Consider the following 25,463-nt stretch of genomic DNA (forward strand, 5'->3'; position numbering starts at 1 on the left):
CCGCGTGCCCGGCGCGACCCTGACCGGCCTGCCCGACTCCTCGCCCGCCGACGGCTCCGGCCTCCCGGCCCGCGGCTCCGACGCGGGCGGTCTCCCGCCCCGCGACGGCCTGGGCCGCTCCCGTGGCGGCTCCGAGAGCGGCGGCTTCCCGCTGCGCGGCGGCGGCAACGCCAGCTTCCCGATCCGCGGCGGCCCGGACAGCGGCGCCGCCGGCTTCGCCTCCCGCAGCGGCCAGGTGAGCGGCAGCGGGGCCGTCCCACCCCGCGCCCCGTTCGGTGAGCCCGACGGCGGCACCTTCGCCGCGGGCGGCGACCCGCTCGGCGCGCGCCTCGGCTCCGACAGCGGCGGCTACACCACGCCGAGCCCGTCAAACAGCGGCGGCTTCCCGGTGCGCGGCGGCACGGACGGCTTCACGCCGGGCTCGCCGGACAACGGCGGCTTCCCCACGCGCGGCGGCACAGACGGCTTCACCACGCCAGGCTCACCGGACAACGGCGGCTTCCCCACGCGCGGCGGCACAGACGGCTTCACCACGCCGGGCTCGCCGGACAGCGGCGGCTTCCCCGCGCGCGGCGGCACGGACGGCTTCACGCCAGGCTCACCGGACAACGGCGGCTTCCCCGTGCGCGGCGCCTTCGACGGCCCGGGAGACGACGGCCAGTCGGCGCGGTCCCCGCACCCCTACGGCGACCGCCCGAGCGAGCCCGACCAGTTCGACGCCGGCAGCACCTCCTACCCGCAGCGGATCCCCGGCACCTCGTTCGCGGTCGCCGGCTCGCCGGACCTCAACCGGCCCGACGGCGGCAGCGGCGGCTACGCCCAGCGCGTGCCCGGCGCCTCGTTCGCCAGCGGCGGCGCGCCCGTCGTCGAGTCGCGCAGCGCCGCGTCCGTGCCGCAGCCGCGGGAGAAGCCCGAACGCCTCGAGCCGGCCGATCCCGCCGCCGAGCCGCCCGGCCCCGCCATGGGCACGGCCCGCCCGGTGACCGCCAGCGCCTCCGTGCCGGTGGCCAGCCGGGTCGCCCCGCCGGCCGAGGCCGACGAGCTGCCGCCGCCGCAGGCCAACCCGCAGTCGCGGGTCTACGGCCGCCCGGCACCCGCTGAGGAACCGTCGGCACACCCATATCAGGCCGAGGACCATTCGGCAGGCGCCACGTACGGCTCGACACCGACCCCCGGTGCCCGCCGTGCCGCGCCTACTTCCGGCGCCATCGGCGCGGCACCCACATCCCCAGGCGCCTACAGCAGCCAGACCCCCGAAAACCTGCAGGCGGAAACCCCCTCCGCCGCGCCGGCGGACGGCACCTACGGCAGGCCGGCCGAGGCCCCCTTCGGCACCGGGTTGTTCGACGGCCAGTCCGACGATCGGCCCCCGCTCGGCGGCCCTTCGCAGAACGACCCGTTCGCCCGGCCGTCCCAGGAGGGCTTCGGCAGCGCGCCCGTCAGCCCCTTCGGCGGCCGCCCCGCCCCCTTCGACGGTGGCGCACCCGAGGCCGGCCCGGCCTACGGCGCGACGCCCTCAGCGGGCAGCGATCACCCGCCCGAACGCGCCTCGGGCCGGGCCACGGCCAGCGCAAGGGTGAGCCCGCCCGGGCAGCCCTTCACCCCGCCCACCCCGGACGAGCAGCCGGAGGACCGCGGCCCCCAGGCGTTCAACGAGTTCACCTCCGACATCGCCGGCCGCGGCCAGCCGGTGCCGGGCAACCCCCCGGGCCGCACCACACCCCCGGACCAGTACGGCGAGCACACCACCGACATGGCGGGCCGCAACCAGCCCTCGGACCGGCCGTACGTGCCCGCGCCGGCGCTGCCGTCGATGCACTCCGCACCCCCGCTGGAGAACGGCTTCCCGCCCCCGACGGCGCCGGATGCCACCCAGCCGTTCGGCGAGCGTCCGCGGATGGGCGGGCTCTTCCCGGGCCCCGCCAGCCGCGCGACGGTCACGCCGCCCGGGCCGGAGCAGACCGCGAGCTGGCCGAGCCGCCAGGAGCCGGCCGAGCCGGCGCAGGCCCGGTTCGATTCGTTCAAACCGGACTCGTCCGAGCCCGTCTCCACAGTGGCGGCCAAGCCGGAGACCCCGCACGTGCGGATGATCCCGGTGATCCTGGGCGTCATCCTCGGCGCGGGCCTGCTCGTCGGCCTCACCCTCGGCGTCACCTGGCTGATCGCCCGGGGCTCGCACGACAGCGGCACCAGCGGCACCACCTTCACGGTCAAGGCGGGCGACTGCGTCAAGCGCGACGGCACGGCCGCGGTCACCGCGAGCTGCGGCGACGCGGGCTCCTTCGAGGTGACGACGATCGTCGCCGCCAAGGAGCAGTGCCCGGACCCGAACCTGCCCTACGTGGTCAACCCGACCAGCGACGGCGGAAGCCAGGTGCTCTGCCTCAAGCCTCGCGGCTGACCCGAGTGACGTGCGCGAAGCGCGGGCACCCCGGCCGGTCCGGGACCCGCGCGTCGGGCACGATGGCTTCATGATCACGCGTGTACGTGCCCCGGAGCTTCGGGGCCGAGGCTGGCTGAACACCGGCGGCCGTTCCCTCAACCTTGCCGACCTGCGCGGCAAGATCGTACTGCTGGACTTCTGGACCTTCTGCTGCGTCAACTGCCTGCACGTGCTGGACGAGCTGCGCCCGCTCGAAGAGAAGTACGGCGACGCACTCGTCGTCATCGGCGTGCACTCGCCCAAGTTCGAGCACGAGCGCGACCCCGAAGCCCTGGCCGCCGCCGTGGAGCGGTATGGCGTGCATCACCCGGTCCTGGACGACGCCGACCTGGCGATGTGGCAGCAGTACGCCGCGAAGGCCTGGCCCACCCTCTCCGTGATCGACCCGGAGGGCTACGTCGTCGCCTCGATGGCCGGCGAGGGCCACGCCGAGGGCCTGACCCGCCTGCTGGACGAGCTGATCGCCACCCACGAGGCGAAGGGCACGCTGCACCGCGGGGACGGCCCCTACGTGCCGCCCCCCGCGCCGGACACCCTGCTCCGCTTCCCCGGCAAGGCGATCGAGCTGCCGAACGGCAATCTGCTGGTCTCCGACTCGGCCCGCCACTCGCTCGTCGAGCTGGCCCCGGACGGCGAGACCCCGATCCGCCGAATCGGTACGGGTGACCGCGGCCACACGGACGGCCCGCCCACCGCGGCGAGCTTCTCCGAGCCGCAGGGCCTCTGCCTGCTACCCGCCGACACCGCCGGCTACGACGTGGTCGTTGCGGACACGGTCAACCACCTGCTGCGCGGCCTGCACCTGGACACCGGCGAGGTGACCACGATCGCGGGCACCGGCCGCCCCTGGCGCACCGCGGAGGACGACGGTGTCTCCTTCTCCTCGCCGTGGGACGTCGCCTGGTTCGAGGGCCGGGTGATCGTCGCAATGGCCGGCATCCACCAGCTCTGGTGGTTCGACCCGGCCACCGGAGCCTCAGGCGTCTACGCGGGTACGACCGTCGAGGCCCTGCGCGACGGCCCGCTGCCGGACGTGTGGATGGCGCAGCCGTCCGGGCTGTCGGCGGACGGCGACCGCCTGTGGATCGCGGACGCGGAGTCCTCGGCCGTGCGCTGGATCGAGGCGGGCGTGCTGCACACCGCCGTCGGCCAGGGCCTGTTCGACTTCGGCCACGTGGACGGCCCGGCGCGGGACGCCCTGCTGCAGCATCCGCTGGGGGTCGGCGCGCTGCCGGACGGGTCGGTGCTGATCGCGGACACCTACAACGGCGCGGTTCGCCGCTTCGACCCCGCGACCGGCGTGGTGTCGACGTTGGACTCGGAGCTGTCGGAGCCGAGCGACATCCTGGTGACGCGCGGCGGAGCGGTGGTCGTGGTCGAGTCCGGCGCGCACCGCCTGGTCCGGCTGGCGCCCGGCGTTGTGAAGACGGTCACCGGCGAGCGGCGGCGCACCGAGCGTCCGGCGTCCCCGCTGGCGCCGGGCGAGGTGACCCTTGAGGTGGTCTTCACCCCGGCGCCGGGTCAGAAGCTCGATGCGACGTACGGCCCGTCGACCCGCCTGGTGGTCTCCGCGTCCCCGCCGGAGCTGCTGATCGAGGGCGAGGGCACCACCACCGAGCTGTCCCGGCGGCTGGTGCTCAACCCGGCCGTACCCGAAGGGATTCTGCAGGTGGTGGCGCAGGCCGCGACCTGCGACGCGGACGTCGAGCACGCCGCCTGCCACCTGACCCGCCAGGACTGGGGTGTGCCGGTGGTGATCGAGGCGGGCGCTCCTCGTCGCCTGCCGCTGATCCTGCGCGGCCTGGACGCCGGCGAGCGGTGAGATGGTTCACTACCCGCGAGTAACCTACGGTGCCGTAACCTAGATGTCGTGACGACCTCAGCTCCGTTCAGAATGAAGCGTGCTGATCTCGGCAAACCACGCTTGCGCGGCCGCTTGCACCAGTACGCGTTCTTCGTCGCGCTGGCCTGCGGCGTTGTCCTCTGCTCGATCGCCACGACCCGCCCGGGCATCGGGCCGTTCCTGAGCACCCTCGTCTACAGCATCACGGTGTGCGGTTTGTTCGGCATCAGCGCGCTGTACCACCGGCGGACCTGGAGCGAGCGCGGCTACCAGATCATGCGGCGCATGGACCACTCGATGATCTTCATCTTCATCGCGGGCACCTACACGCCGTTCTGCGTGCTGCTGCTGGATCGCGACAAGGCCATCCTGATGCTGAGCCTGATCTGGGCCGGCGCGCTCGGCGGGGTGGCGCTGAAGCTGATCTGGCCGCACCTGCCCCGCTGGGTGGGTGCGCCGCTCTACCTCGCGCTGGGCTGGGCCGCGGTGGCGATCCTGCCGGACATCCTGCACAACGGCGGGGTGACCTGTCTGGTGCTGCTCGCCGCCGGCGGCCTGATCTACAGCATCGGCGCGGTCTTCTACGCGCTGCGCCGGCCCAACCCCTGGCCGACCGTCTTCGGCCACCACGAGTTCTTCCACGCCTGCACGCTGATCGCGGCGCTCTGCCACCACATCGCGATCTACTTCGCCCTGTACGCATAGGGCGAGAATTCAAACGGACAGCGGCTCCCGGGCGCTGGACCGGCTGGTTCAGACCCGTGAGTCGTAGGCCTCGCGGGCCTCGATCACGTCCGAGATGTGCGCCTCGGCCCACTCCTGCAGCGCGCCGACCAGGCCCAGCAGGCTGCGCCCCAGCACGGTCAGCGCGTAGTCGACCCGCGGCGGAACGACCGCGTAGACCGTCCGGGTAACCAGGCCGTCCCGCTCGAGCGCGCGTAGCGTCTGAGTGAGCATCTTCGGGCTCACCCCGGGGATGCGCTGCGCCAATTCGGTGTATCGCAGCGCCCCGCCGGCCAGCGACCCGACAATCAGCACGCTCCAGGCATCCCCGATGCGGTCCAGCACCTGCCGGCTGGGGCAGTTCTTCGCGTAAACGCTCGTCTCCACCTCGACACTATCCACCAGGTGCGTACTGCACTTCAAGGTGCCCACTCTCCAACGGGAAGTGATCCCCAACCTGCCCCGTTGTGCGTCATGGCGGCCGACAGACCGCCGACGCCACGTTGAGGAGTTCCGCAAATGACCATCGTCGTCACCGGTGCCACCGGGCACCTGGGCCGTCTCGCCGTCGAGTCCCTGCTCGCCCGCGGCATTCCCGCCGAGCAGATCGTGGCGGCCGGCCGCAGCGTCGAGAAGATCCAGGACCTGGCCCGCCGCGGCGTACGCGTAGCGACGGCGTCATACGACGACCCGGAGTCGCTGCGCAAGGCCTTCGCGGGCGCCGACCGGCTGCTCTTCATCTCCGGCAGCGAGGTGGGCAAGCGGATCCAGCAGCACGCCAACGTCATCGCGGCGGCCGCGGACGCCGGCATCGGCCGGATCTTCTACACCAGCGCTCCGCACGCCGACACGTCCGACATGATCCTTGCGGGCGAGCACCTGGCCACCGAGCGGGCGCTGGCGGCCTCCGGCATCCCGTCGGTCTTCCTGCGCAACGGCTGGTACCTGGAGAACTACGACCTGCGGGGCGCGCTCGAGCACGGCCTGTTCGGCGCCGCGGGCGACGGAAGGATCAGCATCGCCACCCGCGCCGACCTGGCCGAGGCCGCCGCTGCGGCCGTCGTCGCCGACGTGCACGACAAGCAGGCGTACGAGCTGGGCGGCGAGGCCGTGACCCTGGCCGAGCTGGCCGCCGAGGTCTCCCGGCAGTCCGGCCGGCAGGTCACCTACACCAACCTGACCCAGCAGGCGTACGCCGAGTTCCTGGTCGGTGTCGGGCTGCCCGAGCAGTTCGCCGCCGTCCTGGCCGACTCGGACCGCGGCGCGTCCGCGGGCCTGCTCGACACCGGCACCGAGGACCTGGCGGCGCTGCTGGGCCGCCCGGCCACCCCGCTGGCGCAGGCCGTCCGCGCGGCCCTGGCCTGAGCCCGGGCGACGGGTGTCACCACTCGTCGTGGTGACGCCCGGTCAGCTCGCGTACGGCGGGGGCGGCGGCTGACGACGCGTGGTCTCGCGGTACTCCTCGACGACCTCGCCGTCGCGGTACACGGCGTCCTCGCGCACGGCCGGCCGCACGACGGTGGCCGGACGGCGCCGGGAGTTCCAGAACCAGATGGTGACGATGAGGCCGACCAGGCCGGCCAGCATCAGCACATAGCCGACGACGTTGATGTCCAGCCCGCTGATGTCCGCGTCGACGGCGAACGCGAGGATCGCGCCGAGCGCGAGTAGGAAGATGCTTCCGCCGATTCCCATAACCTGGTCTCCCTGACTCGTGGCAATACGTCGATGGGTGTGTGTCTACCCACCCGGCGGATCGCTCAATCAGGCAAGCTGAGTTCATGACCGTTCGGACCCTCGTTCTGCTTCGCCATGCCAAGGCCGAAACGCCCGGTGAGCTGCCCGACTTCGAGCGCAGCCTCGCCGAGGTGGGAATCGCGAACGCGGACGCGGCCGGGGCCTGGCTGGCCGACGAACGACTGCGTCCCGGGCTGGTGATCTGCTCGACGGCGACCCGGACGCGGCAGACCTGGCACGGCGTCGCGGTGGCGCTGGCACAGGCCGATCCCGACGCCCAGTCGCCGGAGGTGCACTACGAGCGGGATCTCTACTACGGCGGGCGTACCGAGGTCATCGACCTGCTCCGGGCCGTGCCGGACGAGGTGCACACCGTGCTGGTCATCGGGCACAACCCGACCATGTCCGATGTGTCCATCCTGCTGCGACCGTACGACGGCAGCGCCGTACTCGAGGGCCTGAAGACCTCCGGGATCGCCGTGCACCGCACGGAGGCCTCGTGGTCGCAGACCGAGCCGGGCTCGATGCCCCTGGTGCTCACGCACACCGCGCGGGGATGAGACAAAGACGAAGCCGGCGGACAACGTTGTCCGCCGGCTTGGTCTCTTCAGGAGAGTGCGAAGATCAGAACGCCTCTTCGGGCAGGTCCATCAGGTCGAGCGTGGTGTTCTCGATGATCCGGCGGTCCGAGCCGATCCGGGGCAGGATCTCGCGGGCGAAGAACCGCGCCGCGGCGATCTTGCCCTCGTAGAAGGCCTTGTCGGCCGTGCTGAGCTCGGTGCCCAGCGCCCGCAGGGACACCTCGGCGCCGCGCAGCAGCAGCCAGGAGACCACCACGTCGCCGAGCGCGAGCAGCACCCGCCGGGAGGTGAGGCCGACCTTGTACAGCTCGCGGGCGTCGCCGCCCTGCGCGGCCTGCAGCCAGTTCATCTGGATGCCCAGGATCGTCTGCAGCTCACCGAGCGCCTTGCCGAGCGAGGCGCGCTCGACCTTGAGCTGGCCGTTGCCGGCCTCGGTCTCGATGAACTCCTGCATCTCGGTGGCGATGACGGCGAGCGAGCGACCCTGGTCCTTCACGATCTTGCGGAAGATCAGGTCCAGGCTCTGGATCGCGGTCGTGCCCTCGTACAGGGTGTCGATCTTGGCGTCGCGGACGTACTGCTCGAGCGGGTAGTCCTGCAGGAAGCCGGAGCCGCCGAAGGTCTGCAGGGACTCGTGGCCGAGCAACTCGTAGGCGCGCTCCGAGCCGACGCCCTTGACCAGCGGCAGCAGCAGGTCGTTGACCCCGCCCGCGATCTTGGCACCCTTGGCGTCGCCGGCGGCCTCCGCGATGGCGACCTTGTCCTGCCAGGTCGCCGTGTAGATGACCAGCGAACGCAGGCCCTCCGCGTACGCCTTCTGCAGCATCAGCGAGCGGCGGACGTCCGGGTGGTGGGTGATCGTGACGCGCGGCGCCGCCTTGTCGGTGTTCTCCACCAGGTCGGCACCCTGTACGCGGTTCTTCGCGTACTCGAGCGCGTTCAGGTAGCCCGTCGAGAGGGTGGCGATCGCCTTCGTGCCGACCATCATCCGGGCGTACTCGATGATCATGAACATCTGCCGGATGCCCTGATGCACGTCGCCGAGCAGCCAGCCCTTGGCGGGCGTGCCGTTCTCGCCGAAGGTCATCTCGCAGGTGTTGGAGACCTTGAGGCCCATCTTGTGCTCGACGTTCGTGGCGTAGACGCCGTTGCGCTCGCCAAGCTCGCCGGTCTCGGCGTCGAAGTGGAACTTCGGCACGATGAACAGCGACAGGCCCTTGGTGCCCGGGCCGCCGACACCCTCTACGCCGACCGGACGGGCCAGCACGTAGTGGATGATGTTGTCCGTGAGATCGTGCTCACCCGAGGTGATGAAGCGCTTGACGCCCTCGATGTGCCAGGAGCCGTCCGCCTGCTGAATCGCCTTGGTGCGGCCGGCACCGACGTCGGAACCGGCGTCGGGCTCGGTGAGCACCATCGTCGAGCCCCACTGCTTGTCGATGAAGAGCTTGGCCCACTGCTTCTGCTCTTCGGTGCCCTCGACGTGCACGACGTGCGCGAAGGACGGACCGGACGAATACATCCAGACCGGGGCATTGGCGCCGAGGATCTGCTCCGCGAGCGCCCACCACAGCGACCGGGGCGCGAACGTGCCGCCCAGGCTCTCCGGCAGGTCGAGGCGCCAGAACTCGGACGCCATGAAGGCCGCGTACGACTTCTTGAACGACTCGGGCAGGTCAGCCGTGTTGGTCGCCGGGTCGAACCGCGGCGGGTTCCGGTCGGCGTCGGTGTAGCTCGCCGCGAGGTCCTCGCGGGCGAGGCGGTTTACCTCGGCGAGTACGTCGCGCGCGGTGTCCGCGTCGATGCCGTCGAACGGCGCCTGACCGAACGCACGATCAGCCCCGAAGACCTCGAAGAGGTTGAACTCGAGGTCGCGCAGGTTGCTCTTGTAGTGGCTCATGTCGTTGTGGCCCCGCCCTCCGGACGCGAGTTACCCGTCAGTAACTAACACTGTATTACCCATGGGTAGGGATCGACAAGTCGGCGTCGATCATTTGACTGTCCGTCGTCTTGGGGGTTAAACGTCTCCGATCGGGTGGGAAACGGGACAACCGTTCGGCCATTTGCAAGTCGCCGCGCCGCGCACACGTATCGACGGGCTCAGCGGGTCGTTGCTCCGGATGTACAGGAGGACGCGTACGCCAGACCCGGGGAGGTCACGATGTTCGCCACGATCAAGAGCCTGATTCCAGAGCCTCGCCAGGCGGACCAGCCGCGCCACTACGTGGGAAGGCACCGGCAGCCGGAGCCGGTTTCCGCTCGCGCGGCGGTCACTGTCATCCCGGTACCCGTTTCCGTCGCCGACGACGAACCGACCGTCGCGGTCGAGTCCGACGACAGCCTGAACTAGCTGCCGGCCGCGCCGACTTCCCAGCTCGGCATCCCCACGGCAGCGTCGCCGTCGGGACCGCCGTACTCGAGCAGCACCAGGGCGATGTCGTCCTCGAGCTGCCCGTGCACCCAGTCGACCAGCGCGGTCTCGAGCGACGCCAGGCCGTCGCCGACCGTGCCATGGCCCAGCAGCCGCCAGGCCCGGTCGGCTGTGGGAAAGAACTCACCCTCGCGACGCGCCTCGCCCAGGCCGTCCGTGAACAGCAGCAGCCGGTCTCCCGGCTCGAGGCGCTCCACCCGGGGCCGGGCCACCGGCATGAATCCGAGCGGGGGCGCTGGGGCGGGCGGATCCAGCGCGATGACCTGACCACGCCGCAGCAGCAGCGGGGCCGGATGTCCACAGTTGACAATGGTCAGCGTGCCGCCCCGCTCCTCGACCAGGGCGGCGGTCACGAAGTCCTCGTCGCCGACGCTGCGGGCCACGGCCCGGTCCAGGTCGGTGACGATCGCCCGCAGGTCCGCCCGTTCGAACGCGACATGCCGGTACGACCCCAGCACGATGCTCGCCAGCCGTACCGCGTCGAGGCCCTTCCCGCGCACGTCACCGATGATGATGCGCACCCCGTACGGGGTGTCGAGGGCCTCGTAGAGGTCTCCGCCGATGTCCGCCGCGGCCGACGCCGAGATGTAGCGGCCCGCCACCGCGAGGTTGCCGACCTGCGGGCCGAGCGGACGCAGCACCGCCTGCTGCGCGACCGCGGCCAGGCGGACCAGCTCGGCGATCCGGTTGGCCTGGCGCTGCCGGACGGTGGCGACCGCGGCCGCGATGCCGGTGGCCAGCATGATGCCGACGACGTTGACCATGCCGACCGTGTCGAACCGGGCGTCGGCCCCGGCGAAGACCATGCCGACGACCGTCGCGAGGGCCCCGACCGCGAGCACGGTCTGCCAGTACGCGAACACGGCGGCCATGAACGGCACGGCCGCGAACAGGCCGACGAAGTTCGCCTGAGGACCGTCCGCAACCTCCACCGCCGACACGACGACGAGCAGCGCGAGGGCCGCGCCGAGGCCGGCGCGGGATCCTGTGCTGAGCGGGCGGCGGCCCGCCGGGATAATAGGCATGGGTACGCCGAACAGCATGCCTGATCGGCATGGGCGCCTGCATCAACTTGACCCCTAGTCTGAGCGGGTTCTGCCCACTCGTCGGCTCGGGCCCCCACCCGCGATGACACGATGAAGGTGTGGCTTCCGACCTGCGCGACCGGCTTCGCGCCGGATTCCGTTGGACCGACCCCGGTCCGCATACCGATCTGCTTGTCAGCGACCGTTCCGGCTGGTGGCGCGACCCGCTCGTGCTCGACGGAATAGGTCCGCGACTCGGGGCACTTTTCGCGGATGCCGCACCGACCGTGGTGGTCTCGCCGGAGGTGACCGGGTTCCTCATCGGCCCGTTGGTGGCGCGCGCGCTCGGGGTCGGATTCGTGGAGGCGTACCGGGCGGGGGCGCGACGGCCGATCGCCGAACCGATGACCTGGGCGGTCGTGCCGGCCGATCATCGCGGCGATCAGCAGCACCTCGGGCTGCGCAGCCGGCTGATCGGCCCGGACGACCGGGTGCTGATCGTGGACGACTGGGCCGCCACCGGCGCACAGGCCCGTGCGCTCTGCACTCTTGTCGAATCGCTGGGCGCGACGGCCATCGGCACCGCGGTCATCGTCGACGAGTGCGACCCGGCGGTCTCGGCCGAGCTGCGCATCCGGGGAATACTCACCGGCGCCGATCTGAGCTGACCACCCGTACGGACTGAGTAGCGCTACTCAGGAGCGACCCGCCCGCCGTCACCACGATGGACCGCATGACGCAGTTCTTCTTCGGCAACTGGACGACCCGCATCTATCTGTTCGCCGTCGCGCTGGCCGCCGTCATCCTGATCGGCGGGCAGCTCGCCGCCGGCGACCACGAGCCGTCCACCGCCGCGATCTACCTCATCGGCCTCACCGCGCCGGTCTCGGTGATCTTCGCGCCGTTCTTCCTGCTCGGCGACGGCTGGCAGGCGGTCGCGATGCTCTGGCTGAGCGCGACCGCCGGCACCCTGCTCAACACCGTGCTGATCAATACGATCGTCGGCCAGGCCGGCGGGCTGCGCTCCCACCGTGCCTGATCGGCCGACCATCGGTGGCGGCGGCCCCATCTGTGCGATGGTGGGTTTCTGACCGCGGCGGTGCCGCGCGCCCCTTCGACGCGGGCGACACGGCCCTAGCGAGTTCGGGCGCCCGAGGCGATGCTGGGCTTGGGCGCGACCGCGACCCATCGGGCCCTCGGGCCCCGACCCAGACGGGAGGAACGATGATCGCGCACACCGGAGACCGGCTCGTCCTGAAGGGCATCCACGTCGGCGACCCACAGCGGGTCGGCGACATCGTCGAGGTTCCACACCCCGACGGCACCCCTCCGTACCGGGTCCGCTGGCTGGACACCGAACACGAGGCGCTCGTGTTCCCCGGCCCGGAGGCCCACGTGGAGCAGGCTCGCTGATCCGGGCGGGTGACCGGCCGCCGCACACCCGGTGGCCGGTGCCCGGCTAGCGCTTCCAGTCCGCGAGGGCGCCTCGGGTCGGCTTCCAGTTCGTCGCCGCGTACTCGGCCAGGCCCTGCAGCAGGTACGGGTCGGGCGCCATCAGCTCGCGCGCCTCGGCCTCGGTTTCGGCGTCGAGGATGATGACGCCGCCGACCGGCGGATCCTGCCGGCCGGCGGAGACGAGCACACCGGCCCGCTCGAGGTCGTCGACGAAGGCCAGGTGCCCTTCCCGGGCCTTGTCGACCTGGTCGAGGGGCGCGAGATAGGTCGAGATCATCAGGTACACGATGGTGTTCCTCTCAGCCGCGGAAAGCTCACCGCGATCCTACGATCGCGGCGCCGCCCGCCGGCACCTCAGCGGCTGCCGCCCCGGAAGATCCGCAGGAAGAACAGGAACACGTTGAGGATGTCGAGGAAGATCGACGCCGCCATCAGCGGCGCGGACGAGACGTCGGTGGAGCGCCGCAGCCGCTGGAAGTCGAACATGATGAAGCCCGCGAAGATCACCAGGCCGATCACGGAGTAGATCAGGGCGCCGTTCGGGATGTTCACGAAGATCATCACGATGCCGAAGAGGATCAGGGCCAGCAGCGCCCAGAAGCAGATCCGGGCCAGCCAGGTCAGGTCGCGGCGGGTGGCGTATCCGGCCGCACCGAACCCGGCGACGAACAGCGCCGTGGCCGCGCCGGCTTGCCAGAGGGCCTGCGGGTCGGTGCTGGCGTAGTAGACAAGCGTCGGCGCGAGCGCCACCCCCATCAGCAGGCCGAACGCCGAGAGCAGCAGCACCGTCGTCTGCCGCGACTTGCGGACGGCGAACTGCATGGCGATCAGGGCGGCGAACGCCGCGAGGTACGCGATGAACGCGATGCCGCTGGAGAGGTTACGACCGAGGTACGCGCCGAGGGCGAACAACCCGGTGGTCGCCGCGACGTAGCCCATCGTCTGCGCGAACAGCGTGTGGCTGCGGTCGCGGGCGGTGACCCCGGCCGGCTGGTACGGGTACGTGCTGTCCATCGGAAATCCCCCTGTGGTCGAGGTGGGTCTGGCTACCACTCTGAACCTGCGCGATCACTCAGACACCGTTCGCCAGGGGTGATAGCTGCTCCGCGTACGGGTCGAATCGCACCTATCGCCCCGATACGCCGGCCGGCCGCTGGAACAGCGCACCGGTTTCTCGATGCTCCAGCTCGACCACGCGTACCGCGCTGAAGCCCTGCCGGGCGTAGTAGGCGTGCAGCGCGGTGTTGGTGCGCCAGGCGTCGAGTCGCAGCCACTGCTTGTCGCTCGAATCGGCGAGTTGCTGCGCCCAGTCGAGAAGGCGCCCGCCGACGTTCTGGCCGGACGCGGAGCGTTCCACCACCATGCGATGGACGTACAGCGCGCTGGCCGGGCAATCCCGCGCCGTCCAGAATTCCGGGTCGGCGTTCTCGTCGACGGTGACGGTTCCGATGACCTGATCGCCGCGCTGCGCGACGTAGCATTCCCCTCGTTCAATGGATTCGATCAACGGGTCACGCGTGTTTTCGTCGGTGATGACGGCCCACTGGTCCGTTCCCCGGCTCGCGAGCCAGCGCTGCGCCGCCCGGTACATCTCCATCAGGACGTCTACGTCACCCCGCGCGGCCCGGCGGATCACCACGTCGCTCACCGGCCACCGCCGTCTCGTGTGCGGAACTCGGCCGGCACGGCCGGCTCACCCTCGGCCAGCCTATGACGTCCCCCTGCCCGCGCCGGCGGTTCCGCGACAGGTACCCCGATGGCCTGACATGACCGCCGGTCTTCCGGCAAGTGCTCCGCAATGAGCGGAAAAACCTGCTAGCCAGCCCGACCGCCACCCCAATCGCTTGCCCGGCCCTCGGCTCAGCCATTTACTCACTTCAATGCAATAGGCCACCTTCTTTAGCTCCGCAGAGGGCCCCGCCGCTTGTCGCACGAGGTCTACCGCCCGGCGCAGGACGGCAGGTAAGCGCTTGCCCGGCGATTTGCCGGAGCGTCACGCTGGCACCACCCATCGCATAGGAGGAACCATGCGAAAGGTTCGCCTACTGATCGTCTCCGCCCTCGTGATACCGCTGTCGCTGGTGGCCCCGGCCTCCGCCGCGGTAGCGGCAGCACCCGGCTGCAGCGTCCCGGTCGACACGACGGCCGCCGCGGCCGCGGCGACGAACACCGTCTGGATGGCCGGCGACTCGACCATGGCCAACCCCGGCGCCAGCTGCCCCGTGGGCTGGGGCACCGAGTTCGACTCGCTCTTCCACAGCAACATCGTGGTGAACAACCTGGCCGTCTCCGGCCGCAGCATCCAGACGTGGCTCTACGAGGGCAACGTGACCTCCACCAAGAACTCGGCCGGCGAGTGCACTCTCAGCTCGACGACCTACTCGACGCGGTGGCAGCAGATGCTGACCGGCATGAAGGCCGGCGACTACCTCTTCATCCAGTTCGGCATCAACGACGGCGACAGCGCCTGCCCCCGGCACGTCGGCTCCGCTCGCTACCGGCAGCTGATGACGATGATGGCGCAGGCGGCGCAGGCCCGGGGCGCGTTCCCGATCCTGGTCACCCCGGTCGCGGCCATCACCTGCTCCGGCAGCACGGCGACCCTGAACCGCGGCTTCTACCCGGAGACCTTCGCGGCCGGCACCGACACCGGCGCACCCGTCATCGACCTGCGGACCCTCAGCGTCGCCTACTACAACTCCCTGAGGCTCTGCCCCAACAACGGTGACTACACCGCCGGCGCCGTCGGTCAGTTCTTCTGCAACGACCACACGCATTTCGAGGCGTACGGTGCGCGCCGGATCATGCGGCTGGTGACCGGCGCGCTGAGGACTCAGAACATCGCCCTGGCCGGATCCCTGCTGTAGCAACGGGTAGTCGACATCGTCAACCCGGGCATGCTCTGGCCGAAGCGGAACCGACGGGACGTCGAAACGGTGACGTTCCATCTATGATCCGCGCATCGCGTCGATGACATTTGTGCACGGGGGAGGTTTCATCGTGTCGCGTTCCCAATGGCTTTCCCGGGTCGGCCTGGCCCTGCTCACCACGGTCTCGGCCGGCGCGCTCACCGCGCCGGCCGAGGCCGCCACCACCGGAGTCGCCTCGGTCGTCGAGACCGTCAAGGTCCAATACCAGGCTGCGAGCGGCAAGCAGAACAAGGTCGTCGCGACCCGCTCCGGCAACACGATCACGATCGACGACGTGGTCGCGATCAAGGCCGGCAAGGGATGCAAGGCGGTCAAGGGTGACAAGACCAGCATCTACCAACCCAACGCCGTGTCGGAAGGGGCCGTCGACCTCCGGCAGGATCTGCTCGACGCCGGCTCGAACGGCACCACCGGGGACACCTGCTATCCCAGCCCGACCGACATAGTCAGCGCCTGCGAGACGGTCATCACCAGGTAGGCGCGCGGCCCACTGGACACCGAACTATTCCCAGACCTGGGCATGTGCTTACGGCGGCGATCCAAGGATGGGTCACGCTTCCACCCAGGGTCCGTTGGGCGGCGGATTCTGTCGGCTATTTGCTTGCCATGCCCCGAATTGGTGTGTAGTTCGGTCGACGCGGAGCGCACTCGGCATTGTTCAACCACTTTGGACAGAACCTGAATTGTCCCGGTGACCAACATCTCTCCGAAGTTGACATCGACTGAGCCTGATGTGATGATCTTGACTGACTCATCCACGGGGTGCATTTCGAAAATGAGGACATCAATGCAACGAAAGTCAGTACTGTCTACGGTGGCTCTGGTCGGCGCGGCCCTTTTCATGGGAACCGCCCCCGCACAGGCGGCTGAGCATGAGGTGCAGCTCAACGACACCGGCACCGGCGGCTGCATCTCCGGAATCACCCAGTACGGCGCCTACCCGCAGCTGAAGATCTATGACGACGTTATTTGGAAGAACGCCACGTCGCTGCACATTGACGTCAGCAACGCCACCGCAAAGGTCTACGACTGCGGACCGGCCGGACATCAGGTGTCCGGCGGCAACTTCAAGCTGACCAACAACTGGACCGCCAGCGGAGTCAAGCTGTCTTCCTGCTCGATCAGCGTCACGGACGCCGGATGCGGTGTCAGTGGCGGAAAGATCGCGAAGGTGAACTACTCAAAGAGCGGAAGAAACACTGGCTCCGCCGAATACAAGGGCGGCGGCTGGAATGTCTACGCGTCCACGAGTGGATCCGTGGAGCAGTTCGTTCACAGCGCCAGCTACCGCCTGACCTACGGCGACAATGCCTCAGAGGCGGGTACCTCGAACATTACCCGACGCTGATCGGTCCGCCCGGGTCGCAACTGATTGTGGCCCGGGCGGATTCCACCTCAGTCGGTTCCCATTTCTCCGCGCCATTTGGTCCGTCTCGGACGTGCCCGTGCGGCTCGTGATGTACAGGTGAACATGAACGAGACAGACAAGTGACGACAATCGCACGGAGCCTTCTCTGCGCCGCATTGGCAGGGCTCGCCGGCCTGACGATCGCCGGATGCGACGGGCACCAGCCGCAGGCTCAGCCACCTCCACTGACATCGATTCGTCCCGGAACCGGGCCGATCGAGCAATGGCGATACGCGGCGGCGCAGACGACCGCCACGCTCCTCGCCCCGCAGTCCTCAGGTGCCACCGTCCTCGATCCGACGTCCAGTCCCTCTGTTGTCACGGAGTTGTCGGCCGCCCTTGCTCTCGGGCCCAGGGCTGACACGGCGGCGATCACCCAGGACGTCCTCGCCGCGTATGACCACAAGGCCGGCCTGTTCACGGAGGATGGCGCCGAGTCTCTACAGGTGACCTGGCTCGCGACCCGCTGGCTCACGAGCCGGGGGACCACGATGGCGATCCCTGCCGGTATCGATCTGAAACGGATTGCCGGAGCGCTTCAGACCAAGGTTGCGGAACTCAGCCGGCACCTGCTCGCACCGGAGCAGGACACCGCCAGCAATTATCTACTCGCCCTCCGTGCCCTCGAGGCACTGGACGTGCACCCGGCGGGATTCACCCGGCCGAACGACGTATGCGCCGGTTTTGCAGATATGTACGCGAGCAAGGACCTACTAGGTGTCGCAACATGGGTCGAGTTGGCGCACCGGCTGAACGCCTCTTGTGACGGGGTGGTCAACAGAGCGGACCTGTCCGGATTTCTGGCGCAGGCGTTGACCGACAACAAGGGCGCCGGCGGCGCCTTCATGCGGGCCGTGCGGGAAAACGCAGTCATCACGTCGCAGCGTTACCTGGGCCTGCCCACGGCCGGCACATCGGTATGCCGATCCGTCCTGCAAGCCCGGAGTGACCCGTTCCTCCCCGACATCAACGCGGCGACTTACCGGGTCTGTGTCGATGAATTCGTCACGCAGAAGATTCCCGTCGACCTATCCCGGGAATCGGCCTCGAGGCTGACCAGAGACATCACCTGGCGCGGGCGCTTGCCCGCAACCTTGAACTCTAATTCCTTCGGCGTCATGACGACGCTCTACCTTCTGCGGAGCCTGCAATTTTCGGACGACGCCGTCGGCGCCGTGGCTCAACAGAAGCTCCTGCGTGATGGCTCCAGCACACCAACTCTCGACGCCGGCCTGGTCATGATCGCGCGAGGCAAGGGCTTCACCGGATTGACAGACGCGGACCAGAATGACATCGCCGGAGCCTCGGTCAGCGACCAGTTGTGGCACGACGCGATGCTAGGGATCGTCGCCACCCAGTCCGTCCGCTGCACCGAGCGCACCATCGAGCGCCTGCTCGCGTCCACACGCTCCACCATGAGCGAGAAGAATCCGCGGGACCTGCTGTACCGGGCCATTATCGTGCGGGCCCTGAGCAAATGCGGGCATGCCGGCGAAACGCGCGAAGCCAGCGAAGACATCCTCACCGCGACGGCCCGGGCAGCCAAACCTGCCGATGCCATCCAAGCCTGGCGGATGCAGGACACAAGATGTCTGCTCGCTGAGGCTCCTGATCTGAATGAAGCTGCGGTCGTGGCCCTCTTGCCAATACCGGAAACCGATTCCTGGTCGAGCTATTCCGCCTTCGCCGGCGTCCGGCTTACCGACATCCTCGCCCGCGGCTGCAACTCCGGCTGGTGGGATGGACTGCCCTAGGACCGTACGGTGAGCGCCGTCGGGGATTCCGTTTGTCGCCGGGCTGCGGTCAGGCAGCGGTACCCGGCGCGGGCCGTGCTCGTCGCCGAGTTGCCCGCCTTGCCGTAGGCGTGCAACGCGACCTTGAACTCCTGCCGCACGCGCCGGGTGCGATGAGAATCGTCCGCACTCTCGTGCACCTCCGCACCAGCCTCAGCGACCGCACCCATCCGCAACGTGGGGTCATACGAGGAGCCCCTGGCCCGCGCAATTGGGAACAGGGGGACCCCAACTGAGCGGGTGAAGGGAATCGAACCCGCACCGTCAGCCTGGGAACCGGAAGATGAACCCGGCAGCGAGTCGCAGGCAAGTCGATTGCCAAGACAAACAGATGCCATGGCCATCACCGTTTCCGGCTCACGGTAAGCAACCATCACACCGTGGGGGTCCGGGGGTCCGCCCCCCGACTGGCATGCGAAGAGGCCCCGGTCCGCGCTATCCGCGGACACAGGCCCCCTGCCTCTGAGCAGGTGACGCGAAACGAACCCACACCATCAGCTTGGGAACCGGAACCGCACAAGGGACCCTAGTACGCACCCTGTCGGTCGGCTCAGCGAGTAATCGAGTGGCCTGGAGTGACCCCGCGTGGCCTGCCGTAATGGCCCGCTAATGGCCCGGATCTCTGGAGGCAGACCCTTCAGTCGTCAGCGCCGCCCTAATGGCTGAACGGTGCTGCACGCGGCACGGCTACCGTGGTGGGCCGACGTCGCGGATGCTCGCGCAAGTACAGGACAGGGACGAGATCAATGAGTGACCAGCCAGGTGCGCAGCAGCCGTGGGGTCCGCCGCAGGGCCAGCCAGGTGCGCAGCAGCCGTGGGGTCCGCCGCAGGGTGCACAGCAAGGGCCTTACCCCGGCCAGCCGCAGCAAGCACCATATGGCGGCCAGCCTCCGGTACTCAACGGTGGAAGCGGCGGTGGCAAGGGGACGATCCGTGCTTTGCTCGCGGTCGTGGCGCTGCTGCTGCTGATCGTGGTGGCGGGCGGTGCGTACCTGCTGGGCACGCGCAGCGGCGACGACCCGGCCATCACGGCGAAGGACGCGACGCCCGCTGCCACCAGCGCCCTTGCGGCACCCTCGGAGCCGGCTGCGCCGATCGACGCCCCCACTGAGAAGCAACCCGCGACCCCTGAGCAGCCGGCCGTGCCCGCTGGCGGCGTGCATCGGGCGCTCAGTGACCCGTGCGCCCCCCTCGTCGCCGCCGCGACGGCGCTGGGCGGAACCGTCTCGGAGACCCGCCCGGACTCCTCCTCGCAGGGCGGTGACGTCGCGAAGCGCTGCCGCTACACCTTCACGGCGAAGGGCGGCGCGACGCTTTCGGGCTCCGTTACCGGCACCACGTACGCGCCGGCCAGCGGCGCCGACGAGGGCTACGCGTTTCTCAAGCGCTCCGATCTAAACGAGGAGGGCATCGTCGTCGAAGCGGCGACCGGGCTGGCGCAGCCCGCTCATCTAAGGCGCGACTCCAAGCCCAACGGCGGTGGCGGCTACAACGTGGCTGTGGGCGCCGAAGACGGCAACCTGGTCGTCGCGAGCAAGGGCAGCTTCGGCGGGGGCCTGCCGCTCGACACCGGCAAGCAGATCGTCCTCGCCATGGCGAAGGCTTACGCCGCTGCCGGCTGACCAGGCCCTGCCGGACTCCCTGGCTATCACCCTGGCTTGCAGTCATGGGGCGATCGAGTGGCCCGGATTGACCTCAACGGCCCGCCGCAATGGCACGCTAATGGCACCGATCTTGAGCAAGCAAGACTGAGATTCAGCCGGGAGGCCGACCACGGCATCGCCGACGCCATGGACAGAGCGGTCAAGGCGGTCGGCGAGCAAGCTCAAGGCGAAGCGGGTTGCCGAGGGCGACGGACCGGCCGCCGAGGCGAGCTAATGGCACGTTAATGGCACGCCAGCCTGTTTCAGCAGCCTAAAGACGGAAGCCCTGGCAGGACCATCGGTCTTGATCAGGGCTTCCATGTGGAGCGGGTGACGGGAATCGAACCCGCACTGTCAGCTTGGGAATTGGAAGACGAAACTGGCAGACGAGTCGATTGCCGAGCAAAGTGGATGACCCACCACCGCTCCCGGCTCACGTTGAGCGACCATCGCACCGTGGGGGTCTGGGGGGTCGCCCCCCAGGCTGGCATGCGAAGAGGCCCCGGTCCGCGCTTTCCGCGGACACAGGGCCCCTGCCTCTGAGCGGGTGACGGGAATCGAACCCGCACTGTCAGCTTGGGAAGCTGATGTTCTGCCATTGAACTACACCCGCGAGCGGCACCACTGTACCCGATGAGGGGGTCCCATGGCGTAAGCCGCCCCGCAGTAGGCACCGGCCGGACCCGGCGCGGCCCAGCTCCCTCCAGGCCTGGCAGCGCCCCGCGGACGCAGTCGCGGTGTCCGGCCGGTGCCTACGATCTGGCGGCTGCGGCCAGCGGGCGGGCTAAGCTCGCCGCCGGCTCGTGCCACGTTTGGGTGATTGGTGGGTGGCGCTGGGTCATTGCCAGCGGGAGTGCGCCGCCCGGTCCGTGGCGGCGGACCATCGCCGTGTCGATGTCGAGCTCGAAGAGTCGCCAGTCGACCAGGAGCGAGGCACGCAGGGCGTCGGCCAGGCGGGCGATCACCGCAGGGTCCGTCACCGGGTGGGCGTGACCGGCCACATAGGCCTCGTCGTCGCTCTCCTCGGGCGGGTAGGAATGCAGGGCGTAGCGCCCGTCGCGCTCCAGGTCGCGGCGTTTGGCCGAGTCGACCACGAAGCAGTAGAGCCCGTCCTCGGTGACGACCGGGGAGACCGGGTGCACGCGCGGGCCACCGTCGGCGCGGACCGTTGCCAGATAGCCCATGCCGGGGCCGTACTGCTGGAGCAGCGCGCGGACGGCGGAGGCGAGCTCCGGTTCGGCTGCGGCGAATTCGGACCAGGAAGCCATGCGAACATCATATAGAACATATGTACGAGACGACCACCGAACACGCACTTTAGGGCCGCTCGGTATGGTGTTGCGATGCTGCTCTCCGACCGTGACCTGGTCTCCGAGATCAAGTCGGAAAACCTCGCTCTCGAGCCGTTCGAGCCGGAGCTGATGCAGCCGTCCAGCATCGACGTCCGGCTGGACCGCTTCTTCCGCGTGTTCAACAACCATCTCTACACGCACATCGACCCGGCCGAGCAGCAGGACGACCTGACCGCCGCGGTGGAGGTCTCGGACGGTCAGCCGTTCGTGTTGCACCCGGGCGAGTTCGTGCTGGCCTCGACCCTCGAGGTGATCACGCTCGGCGACCAGCTCGCCGGCCGTCTCGAGGGCAAGAGCAGCCTGGGCCGCCTCGGCCTGCTGACGCACTCGACCGCGGGCTTCATCGACCCGGGCTTCTCCGGCCACGTCACGCTGGAGCTCTCCAACGTGGCCAATCTGCCGATCAAGCTGTGGCCGGGCATGAAGATCGGCCAGCTCTGCATTTTCCGCCTGTCGTCCCCGGCGGAACACCCCTACGGCTCCTCCGTCTACGGCTCCCGCTACCAGGGCCAGCGCGGCCCGACGCCGAGCCGCAGCCACCACAACTTCCGCACCTGGGCGACCAGCTAGGACCCGAAGACCAGGGTCAACGGCCACGATGTCGTGCCTGGTTGCATGGTGCTGACCGTCGCCGAGACCGGGCGGGGGCGGCCAATCGCCTGGCGGCTCATGAACGGCCACCCCCACCCTGCCAGGTCCGTGCTTTTCTCAACCCCGGCCCGGCGCGGTCAGAAGATGGTCAGGTAGACGTCGTCGACCCGGCCGGCGAACTGGTCGTTGCCCATGTTCGCGCCTTTGCCGCCGACCCGTAGCGGCTCGGCGTTCGCGATGGACAGGGTCGGCGGGACCGGCACCCAGGCCCGCTCGATGCCGTCCACGACGATCGTCAGGCGGGTTCGGGAGCGGGCGCACATCAGGTTGTGCCACATGCCGTCCGCCACGTCCATGAACGGCTCCGCGCGGTAGATCCGGGTCCGGCCCGCGATCACGCAGCTCGGGTGGCCCAGCCGGTGGTCGACCTGGAGCTTGAACTGGCTCGCCCCGCCCACCGAGTAACCCTTCTGGAGGACGTTCGCGCCGTCCGAGAGGTCCTCGTGGGTCATCAGGATCGAGGCGCCGTACTGCATCGAGCGGATTCCCGGGTTGAGCCGGTCGTCGCGGGTTCCCTCCAGGATCGCCCGCGGGCACTGGCGTTCGCGGAGCAGGGTGCAGCGGTGTGGGTACTGGACCGCGAGGCCGTTGCCCTGCGGGACCAGGCTCAGCGTTCCGCCGTTCTGTGCGAGCGGGCGCAGCGTGAACGCGCCGCCCAGGTCCGTGATCGGTTGCTGGACTCCGCCGTCGAAGGTGTAGCGGACCGCGACCGGCGCCGCCGCGACGCCGACCTGGCCGCCGCGCTGCGGCGATGCCCCGAAGCCGACGTTGATGGCGCTGAGCACCCCGGCGGACGGGCGCGGCTGGAGGGTCAGGTACTGGGGGCTGATTCGGGGCGCGGCGTCGCTCGGTGGGGAGAACCGGGCGACTATGAGCAGACCGGCGCCGAGTGCTGTGGTCGCTACCAGCGCGGCCAGGGGACTGACGCGCCGGCGTGCGCCTCGCGGTGACCGTCGGTTGTCGAACATGCCACTATTGTCCGGAACACCCGATTAATGCATAGGTGCACCCCCCGCTTCAGGGGAAATGTGGCGGAAAGCACCCTACGCGGTGGCTCGGCGGGTAGATTCGCCGATCACCGCGTGCAGGACGTCGTCGAGCGCGATCACGCCGAGCGGATGGCGGCCGTCGCTGACGAGCACGATGTGCCGGCGATCGCGCCGCATGGTCAGCAGCAGGTCCGCCAGCGTCCGCTCCGGCGGCACCACCGCGAGCGGGCGGATGATCTCGGCGGGCACGGGCAGGCCGCGCTGCGCCCCGGCGTACCCGAGGACGTCCTTGATGTGCACGAACCCCAGCACCCGCCGGGTCTCGCGCTGCACGACGGGGAAGCGTGACCGGCCGCTGCGGGTCGCCAATGCCTCGATGGTCGCCGGCGACGCGTCGTCGGCGACCGTCGTCACGCCCGACCAGGGCTGCAGGGTGTCCGCGGCGGTCCGGAAGTTGAGGCCGAGCGCGGCGTGGATCCGGGTGAACTGCTCGGTGCCGAGCAGGCCCTCGGCCTGGGCCTGGGTGACCATGCCGGCGAGCTCCTCAGCGGTGAAGACCGTCTTGACCGCCTCGGTCGCCTCGATCTTCCACAGCGAGAGGACGATCCGCGCGGCCCAGCGCATCGCGGTGAGCACCGGCTTGGTGGCCGTGCAGAACGCCAGCATGAAGGGGCCGAGCACCAGGGCCGAGCGTTCCGGCCCGGCCAGGGTGATGTTCTTCGGCACCATCTCGCCCACCACCGTGTGCAGGAAGACGACCACGCCGAGGGCGAGCACCAGCGCGATCGCGTGGATCGCGCCCTCCGGCAGGCCCACCGCGGTCAGCGGCGCCTCCAGCAGGTGCGCGAGCGCCGGCTCGGCGATCGCGCCCAGGCCGAGCGAGCAGATGGTGATGCCCAGCTGGGCGCCCGCGATCATCAGCGGGATCTGGTTCATCGCCGAGAGCGCCCAGCGGGCGGACCGGGACGTCGCGGCGAGCGGCTCCAGCGCCGTACGCCGTGACGCGATCAGCGCGAACTCGCCGCCGACGAAGAGGGCGTTGCCGAGCAGGAGCACGACGGTGATCAGCAGCTCAGTCATCGGCCGGCTCCGGCGGGGCCACGACCCGGACCTGCTCGATGCGGTGCCGGTCGACCTGAACGATGGTGAAGTCCCAGCCGGTGTCCTCGAGCGACTCGCCGGCGACCGGGATGTGCCCGAGCCGGGAGAGCAGGAAGCCCGCCAGCGTCTCGTACGGGCCCTCGGGCAGGCGGAAGCCGGTCTGCTCGATCATCTCGTCCTCGCGGAGCAGGCCGTCCACCAGGTACGTCTTCTCGCCGCCGGGCACGGTCAGCTCCTCGCTGCCCGCCTCGGCGAAGTCGACGTCGTACTCGTCCGCGATCTCGCCGACCAGCTCCTCGATCAGGTCCTCGACCGTGACCACGCCGTCGGTGCCGCCGTACTCGTCGACGACGATCGCCAGGTCCGCGTCGGCCGCCCGCAGCGCGGCGAGCACCTTGTCCAGGGCGAGGCTCTCCGGGACGTAGACGGGCTCGCGGGCGACCGCCGACACCGGCGTCGCGGCCCGCCGTTCGGGCGGTACGCCGAGGGCGTCCGAGATGCCGACCACGCCCACCACGAGGTCGAGCGTCGACTCGTACACGGGGAAGCGGGTGTGTCCGGTCTGCCGCGAGACCGCGATGAGGTCGGCGACGCTCGCGGTGGTCTTCAGCCCGACCACGTCGACGCGCGGCGTCATCGCCTTGGCCGCGCGCTTCTCTCCGAATCGGATGGTGCGCCGCAGCAGGGTCGCGGTCTCGGCCGGCAGCGCGCCGGCCCGGGCGCTGATCGCGGCGAGCAGGCCCAGTTCCTCGGGGGAGCGGGCGCTGGCCAGCTCCTCCTGCGGCTCGATGCCGAGGCGCCGGACCAGCCAGTTCGCCGAGCCGTTGAGCGCGCCGATCAGCCACTTGAAGAGCTTGGAGAAGGTGCGCAGCGGTGCCGCGGTCGCCAGGGCCACCCGCATCGGGCGGGCCAGCGCCGCGTTCTTGGGCACGAGCTCGCCGAAGAGCATCGACACCAGCGTCGCCAGCACCAGCGCCAGCACGCGCGTCACGGTCTCGGTGGCGCCGCCGGCGATCGGCTCGATCACCGGGCGGAAGAGCCGCGACAGCGCCGGCTCGGCGAGGTAGCCGGTCAGCAGCGCCGAGAGCGTGATGCCGAGCTGGGTGCCCGACAGCTGGAACGAGAGCTCGTGCAGGGCGTGCCGGACCGTACGGGCGCGCCGGTCACCCGCGTCGGCCCGCTTCCCGATCTCCACCCGGTCGACGGTGACCAGCCCGAACTCGGCGGCCACGAAGAAGGCGTTACCCAGGGTGAGCAGCGCGAAAGCGACCAGCGGGAGCACCGCGGTGACGAACAGGCCGTCCATGATCGGTTCACCTCGGCACTCATTGTGCCGGAACCCCGCATGCCCTGCGCCG

General features: G+C 69.9%; 26 protein-coding genes, 1 tRNA gene and 1 pseudogene. 15 read left to right on the top strand and 13 right to left on the bottom strand.

The window, feature by feature from the left end; translation table 11 throughout:
- The 3 genes and pseudogenes from AB0F10_RS02495 to AB0F10_RS02505 form a co-directional block, all read left to right on the top strand.
- A pseudogene (locus AB0F10_RS02495) lies at positions 1 to 2,401 on the top strand (hypothetical protein); the annotation flags it as partial.
- 70 nt (positions 2,402 to 2,471) lie between these two features.
- Positions 2,472 to 4,265 (top strand): NHL domain-containing thioredoxin family protein, encoded by a 1,794-nt coding sequence (locus AB0F10_RS02500; protein ID WP_360620032.1) that lies wholly within the window; start codon positions 2,472 to 2,474, stop codon positions 4,263 to 4,265.
- Between the two features lie 48 nt (positions 4,266 to 4,313).
- Positions 4,314 to 4,991 (top strand): hemolysin III family protein, encoded by a 678-nt coding sequence (locus AB0F10_RS02505; protein ID WP_360620033.1) that lies wholly within the window; start codon positions 4,314 to 4,316, stop codon positions 4,989 to 4,991.
- Between the two features lie 48 nt (positions 4,992 to 5,039).
- Here AB0F10_RS02505 and AB0F10_RS02510 read toward each other — a convergent pair whose 3' ends face one another.
- Positions 5,040 to 5,396: a helix-turn-helix domain-containing protein gene (locus tag AB0F10_RS02510; RefSeq protein WP_360620034.1), complete on the bottom strand. Its 357-nt coding sequence runs from the start codon at positions 5,394 to 5,396 to the stop codon at positions 5,040 to 5,042.
- A gap of 132 nt (positions 5,397 to 5,528) precedes the next feature.
- Here AB0F10_RS02510 and AB0F10_RS02515 point away from each other — a divergent pair, with 132 nt between their 5' ends.
- Entirely contained in the window at positions 5,529 to 6,374 is an 846-nt protein-coding gene (locus tag AB0F10_RS02515) for an SDR family oxidoreductase (protein WP_360620035.1), read from the top strand.
- A 42-nt stretch (positions 6,375 to 6,416) separates the two neighbouring features.
- Here AB0F10_RS02515 and AB0F10_RS02520 read toward each other — a convergent pair whose 3' ends face one another.
- Positions 6,417 to 6,704, bottom strand: a complete 288-nt coding sequence (locus AB0F10_RS02520; RefSeq protein WP_360620036.1) for a DUF6458 family protein — start codon at positions 6,702 to 6,704, stop codon at positions 6,417 to 6,419.
- Positions 6,705 to 6,790: 86 nt separating this feature from the next.
- Here AB0F10_RS02520 and AB0F10_RS02525 point away from each other — a divergent pair, with 86 nt between their 5' ends.
- Positions 6,791 to 7,306, top strand: a complete 516-nt coding sequence (locus tag AB0F10_RS02525) for a histidine phosphatase family protein (RefSeq protein WP_360620037.1) — start codon at positions 6,791 to 6,793, stop codon at positions 7,304 to 7,306.
- A gap of 64 nt (positions 7,307 to 7,370) precedes the next feature.
- On the opposite strand, the gene AB0F10_RS02530 is transcribed toward AB0F10_RS02525, so the two are convergent.
- Entirely contained in the window at positions 7,371 to 9,227 is a 1,857-nt protein-coding gene (locus AB0F10_RS02530) for an acyl-CoA dehydrogenase (protein ID WP_360620038.1), read from the bottom strand.
- 261 nt (positions 9,228 to 9,488) lie between these two features.
- Here AB0F10_RS02530 and AB0F10_RS02535 point away from each other — a divergent pair, with 261 nt between their 5' ends.
- Positions 9,489 to 9,677: a hypothetical protein gene (locus AB0F10_RS02535; protein WP_360620039.1), complete on the top strand. Its 189-nt coding sequence runs from the start codon at positions 9,489 to 9,491 to the stop codon at positions 9,675 to 9,677.
- Here the strand turns inward: AB0F10_RS02535 and AB0F10_RS02540 are convergent.
- Positions 9,674 to 10,801 (bottom strand): PP2C family protein-serine/threonine phosphatase, encoded by a 1,128-nt coding sequence (locus AB0F10_RS02540; RefSeq protein ID WP_360620040.1) that lies wholly within the window; start codon positions 10,799 to 10,801, stop codon positions 9,674 to 9,676. The two genes, AB0F10_RS02535 and AB0F10_RS02540, sit on opposite strands and share 4 nt — an antisense overlap.
- A gap of 101 nt (positions 10,802 to 10,902) precedes the next feature.
- Between AB0F10_RS02540 and AB0F10_RS02545 the strand changes: the two genes are divergently transcribed.
- From AB0F10_RS02545 to AB0F10_RS02555, 3 genes are all read left to right on the top strand, one after another.
- Positions 10,903 to 11,451, top strand: a complete 549-nt coding sequence (locus AB0F10_RS02545; RefSeq protein ID WP_360620041.1) for a phosphoribosyltransferase family protein — start codon at positions 10,903 to 10,905, stop codon at positions 11,449 to 11,451.
- 65 nt (positions 11,452 to 11,516) lie between these two features.
- Complete coding sequence (locus AB0F10_RS02550; protein ID WP_360620042.1) at positions 11,517 to 11,822, top strand: SCO4225 family membrane protein; 306 nt, start codon at positions 11,517 to 11,519, stop codon at positions 11,820 to 11,822.
- 185 nt (positions 11,823 to 12,007) lie between these two features.
- A complete protein-coding gene (locus tag AB0F10_RS02555) occupies positions 12,008 to 12,196 on the top strand; it encodes a DUF1918 domain-containing protein (protein ID WP_360620043.1) in 189 nt (62 codons plus the stop codon).
- 46 nt (positions 12,197 to 12,242) lie between these two features.
- Here AB0F10_RS02555 and AB0F10_RS02560 read toward each other — a convergent pair whose 3' ends face one another.
- The 3 genes from AB0F10_RS02560 to AB0F10_RS02570 form a co-directional block, all read right to left on the bottom strand.
- Positions 12,243 to 12,515 carry a YciI family protein gene (locus AB0F10_RS02560; RefSeq protein ID WP_360620044.1) on the bottom strand — a complete coding sequence of 91 codons (273 nt, stop codon included), beginning with the start codon at positions 12,513 to 12,515 and terminating at the stop codon, positions 12,243 to 12,245.
- Positions 12,516 to 12,592: 77 nt separating this feature from the next.
- Positions 12,593 to 13,252: a Bax inhibitor-1 family protein gene (locus AB0F10_RS02565; RefSeq protein WP_360620045.1), complete on the bottom strand. Its 660-nt coding sequence runs from the start codon at positions 13,250 to 13,252 to the stop codon at positions 12,593 to 12,595.
- Positions 13,253 to 13,364: 112 nt separating this feature from the next.
- Positions 13,365 to 13,886: a GNAT family N-acetyltransferase gene (locus AB0F10_RS02570; RefSeq protein ID WP_360620046.1), complete on the bottom strand. Its 522-nt coding sequence runs from the start codon at positions 13,884 to 13,886 to the stop codon at positions 13,365 to 13,367.
- Between the two features lie 379 nt (positions 13,887 to 14,265).
- On the opposite strand from AB0F10_RS02570, the gene AB0F10_RS02575 reads away from it, so the two are divergent.
- From AB0F10_RS02575 to AB0F10_RS02590, 4 genes are all read left to right on the top strand, one after another.
- Positions 14,266 to 15,105: a carbohydrate esterase gene (locus tag AB0F10_RS02575; RefSeq protein ID WP_360620047.1), complete on the top strand. Its 840-nt coding sequence runs from the start codon at positions 14,266 to 14,268 to the stop codon at positions 15,103 to 15,105.
- A gap of 133 nt (positions 15,106 to 15,238) precedes the next feature.
- A complete protein-coding gene (locus AB0F10_RS02580; RefSeq protein ID WP_360620048.1) occupies positions 15,239 to 15,646 on the top strand; it encodes a hypothetical protein in 408 nt (135 codons plus the stop codon).
- 336 nt (positions 15,647 to 15,982) lie between these two features.
- The gene (locus tag AB0F10_RS02585; protein WP_360620049.1) at positions 15,983 to 16,516 is read left to right on the top strand and encodes a hypothetical protein; all 534 of its coding nucleotides are present in this window, start codon (positions 15,983 to 15,985) and stop codon (positions 16,514 to 16,516) included.
- Between the two features lie 140 nt (positions 16,517 to 16,656).
- Entirely contained in the window at positions 16,657 to 18,330 is a 1,674-nt protein-coding gene (locus AB0F10_RS02590) for a hypothetical protein (RefSeq protein WP_360620050.1), read from the top strand.
- On the opposite strand, the gene AB0F10_RS02595 is transcribed toward AB0F10_RS02590, so the two are convergent.
- Entirely contained in the window at positions 18,327 to 18,509 is a 183-nt protein-coding gene (locus tag AB0F10_RS02595; RefSeq protein ID WP_360620051.1) for a hypothetical protein, read from the bottom strand. The two genes, AB0F10_RS02590 and AB0F10_RS02595, sit on opposite strands and share 4 nt — an antisense overlap.
- A gap of 810 nt (positions 18,510 to 19,319) precedes the next feature.
- On the opposite strand from AB0F10_RS02595, the gene AB0F10_RS02600 reads away from it, so the two are divergent.
- Positions 19,320 to 19,991 carry a hypothetical protein gene (locus tag AB0F10_RS02600; protein ID WP_360620052.1) on the top strand — a complete coding sequence of 224 codons (672 nt, stop codon included), beginning with the start codon at positions 19,320 to 19,322 and terminating at the stop codon, positions 19,989 to 19,991.
- 563 nt (positions 19,992 to 20,554) lie between these two features.
- On the opposite strand, the gene AB0F10_RS02605 is transcribed toward AB0F10_RS02600, so the two are convergent.
- Both AB0F10_RS02605 and AB0F10_RS02610 read right to left on the bottom strand, forming a co-directional pair.
- Positions 20,555 to 20,625 (bottom strand) — tRNA-Gly (locus AB0F10_RS02605).
- Positions 20,626 to 20,764: 139 nt separating this feature from the next.
- Positions 20,765 to 21,280: a pyridoxamine 5'-phosphate oxidase family protein gene (locus AB0F10_RS02610; protein WP_360620053.1), complete on the bottom strand. Its 516-nt coding sequence runs from the start codon at positions 21,278 to 21,280 to the stop codon at positions 20,765 to 20,767.
- A 75-nt stretch (positions 21,281 to 21,355) separates the two neighbouring features.
- Here AB0F10_RS02610 and dcd point away from each other — a divergent pair, with 75 nt between their 5' ends.
- On the top strand, positions 21,356 to 21,934 hold the full coding sequence (dcd, locus tag AB0F10_RS02615) for a dCTP deaminase (protein WP_360620054.1): 579 nt from the start codon (positions 21,356 to 21,358) through the stop codon (positions 21,932 to 21,934).
- Between the two features lie 158 nt (positions 21,935 to 22,092).
- On the opposite strand, the gene AB0F10_RS02620 is transcribed toward dcd, so the two are convergent.
- The 3 genes from AB0F10_RS02620 to AB0F10_RS02630 all read right to left on the bottom strand — a co-directional run bounded on the left by AB0F10_RS02620 (position 22,093) and on the right by AB0F10_RS02630 (position 25,411).
- Positions 22,093 to 22,983, bottom strand: a complete 891-nt coding sequence (locus tag AB0F10_RS02620; protein WP_360620055.1) for a LamG-like jellyroll fold domain-containing protein — start codon at positions 22,981 to 22,983, stop codon at positions 22,093 to 22,095.
- Positions 22,984 to 23,058: 75 nt separating this feature from the next.
- Positions 23,059 to 24,084 carry a hemolysin family protein gene (locus AB0F10_RS02625; RefSeq protein ID WP_360620056.1) on the bottom strand — a complete coding sequence of 342 codons (1,026 nt, stop codon included), beginning with the start codon at positions 24,082 to 24,084 and terminating at the stop codon, positions 23,059 to 23,061.
- Complete coding sequence (locus AB0F10_RS02630; RefSeq protein WP_360620057.1) at positions 24,077 to 25,411, bottom strand: hemolysin family protein; 1,335 nt, start codon at positions 25,409 to 25,411, stop codon at positions 24,077 to 24,079. Before AB0F10_RS02630 ends, AB0F10_RS02625 begins: the two co-directional genes overlap by 8 nt.
- Positions 25,412 to 25,463 lie beyond the last annotated feature (52 nt).

Origin of the sequence: Actinoplanes sp. NPDC026623 (assembly GCF_040638275.1) — a bacterium.
GTDB lineage: Bacteria > Actinomycetota > Actinomycetes > Mycobacteriales > Micromonosporaceae > Actinoplanes.

Bases quoted from the DNA above. Each gene is read 5' to 3' on its own strand.
- AB0F10_RS02500 (WP_360620032.1), top strand. From the start codon at position 2,472: ATGATCACGCGTGTACGTGCCCCGGAGCTTCGGGGCCGAGGCTGGCTG.
- AB0F10_RS02515 (WP_360620035.1), top strand. From the start codon at position 5,529: ATGACCATCGTCGTCACCGGTGCCACCGGGCACCTGGGCCGTCTCGCC.
- AB0F10_RS02520 (WP_360620036.1), bottom strand. From the start codon at position 6,704: ATGGGAATCGGCGGAAGCATCTTCCTACTCGCGCTCGGCGCGATCCTC.
- AB0F10_RS02525 (WP_360620037.1), top strand. From the start codon at position 6,791: ATGACCGTTCGGACCCTCGTTCTGCTTCGCCATGCCAAGGCCGAAACG.
- AB0F10_RS02530 (WP_360620038.1), bottom strand. From the start codon at position 9,227: ATGAGCCACTACAAGAGCAACCTGCGCGACCTCGAGTTCAACCTCTTC.
- AB0F10_RS02535 (WP_360620039.1), top strand. From the start codon at position 9,489: ATGTTCGCCACGATCAAGAGCCTGATTCCAGAGCCTCGCCAGGCGGAC.
- AB0F10_RS02540 (WP_360620040.1), bottom strand. From the start codon at position 10,801: ATGCTGTTCGGCGTACCCATGCCTATTATCCCGGCGGGCCGCCGCCCG.
- AB0F10_RS02550 (WP_360620042.1), top strand. From the start codon at position 11,517: ATGACGCAGTTCTTCTTCGGCAACTGGACGACCCGCATCTATCTGTTC.
- AB0F10_RS02555 (WP_360620043.1), top strand. From the start codon at position 12,008: ATGATCGCGCACACCGGAGACCGGCTCGTCCTGAAGGGCATCCACGTC.
- AB0F10_RS02560 (WP_360620044.1), bottom strand. From the start codon at position 12,515: ATGATCTCGACCTATCTCGCGCCCCTCGACCAGGTCGACAAGGCCCGG.
- AB0F10_RS02565 (WP_360620045.1), bottom strand. From the start codon at position 13,252: ATGGACAGCACGTACCCGTACCAGCCGGCCGGGGTCACCGCCCGCGAC.
- AB0F10_RS02575 (WP_360620047.1), top strand. From the start codon at position 14,266: ATGCGAAAGGTTCGCCTACTGATCGTCTCCGCCCTCGTGATACCGCTG.
- AB0F10_RS02610 (WP_360620053.1), bottom strand. From the start codon at position 21,280: ATGGCTTCCTGGTCCGAATTCGCCGCAGCCGAACCGGAGCTCGCCTCC.
- dcd (WP_360620054.1), top strand. From the start codon at position 21,356: ATGCTGCTCTCCGACCGTGACCTGGTCTCCGAGATCAAGTCGGAAAAC.
- AB0F10_RS02620 (WP_360620055.1), bottom strand. From the start codon at position 22,983: ATGTTCGACAACCGACGGTCACCGCGAGGCGCACGCCGGCGCGTCAGT.
- AB0F10_RS02625 (WP_360620056.1), bottom strand. From the start codon at position 24,084: ATGACTGAGCTGCTGATCACCGTCGTGCTCCTGCTCGGCAACGCCCTC.
- AB0F10_RS02630 (WP_360620057.1), bottom strand. From the start codon at position 25,411: ATGGACGGCCTGTTCGTCACCGCGGTGCTCCCGCTGGTCGCTTTCGCG.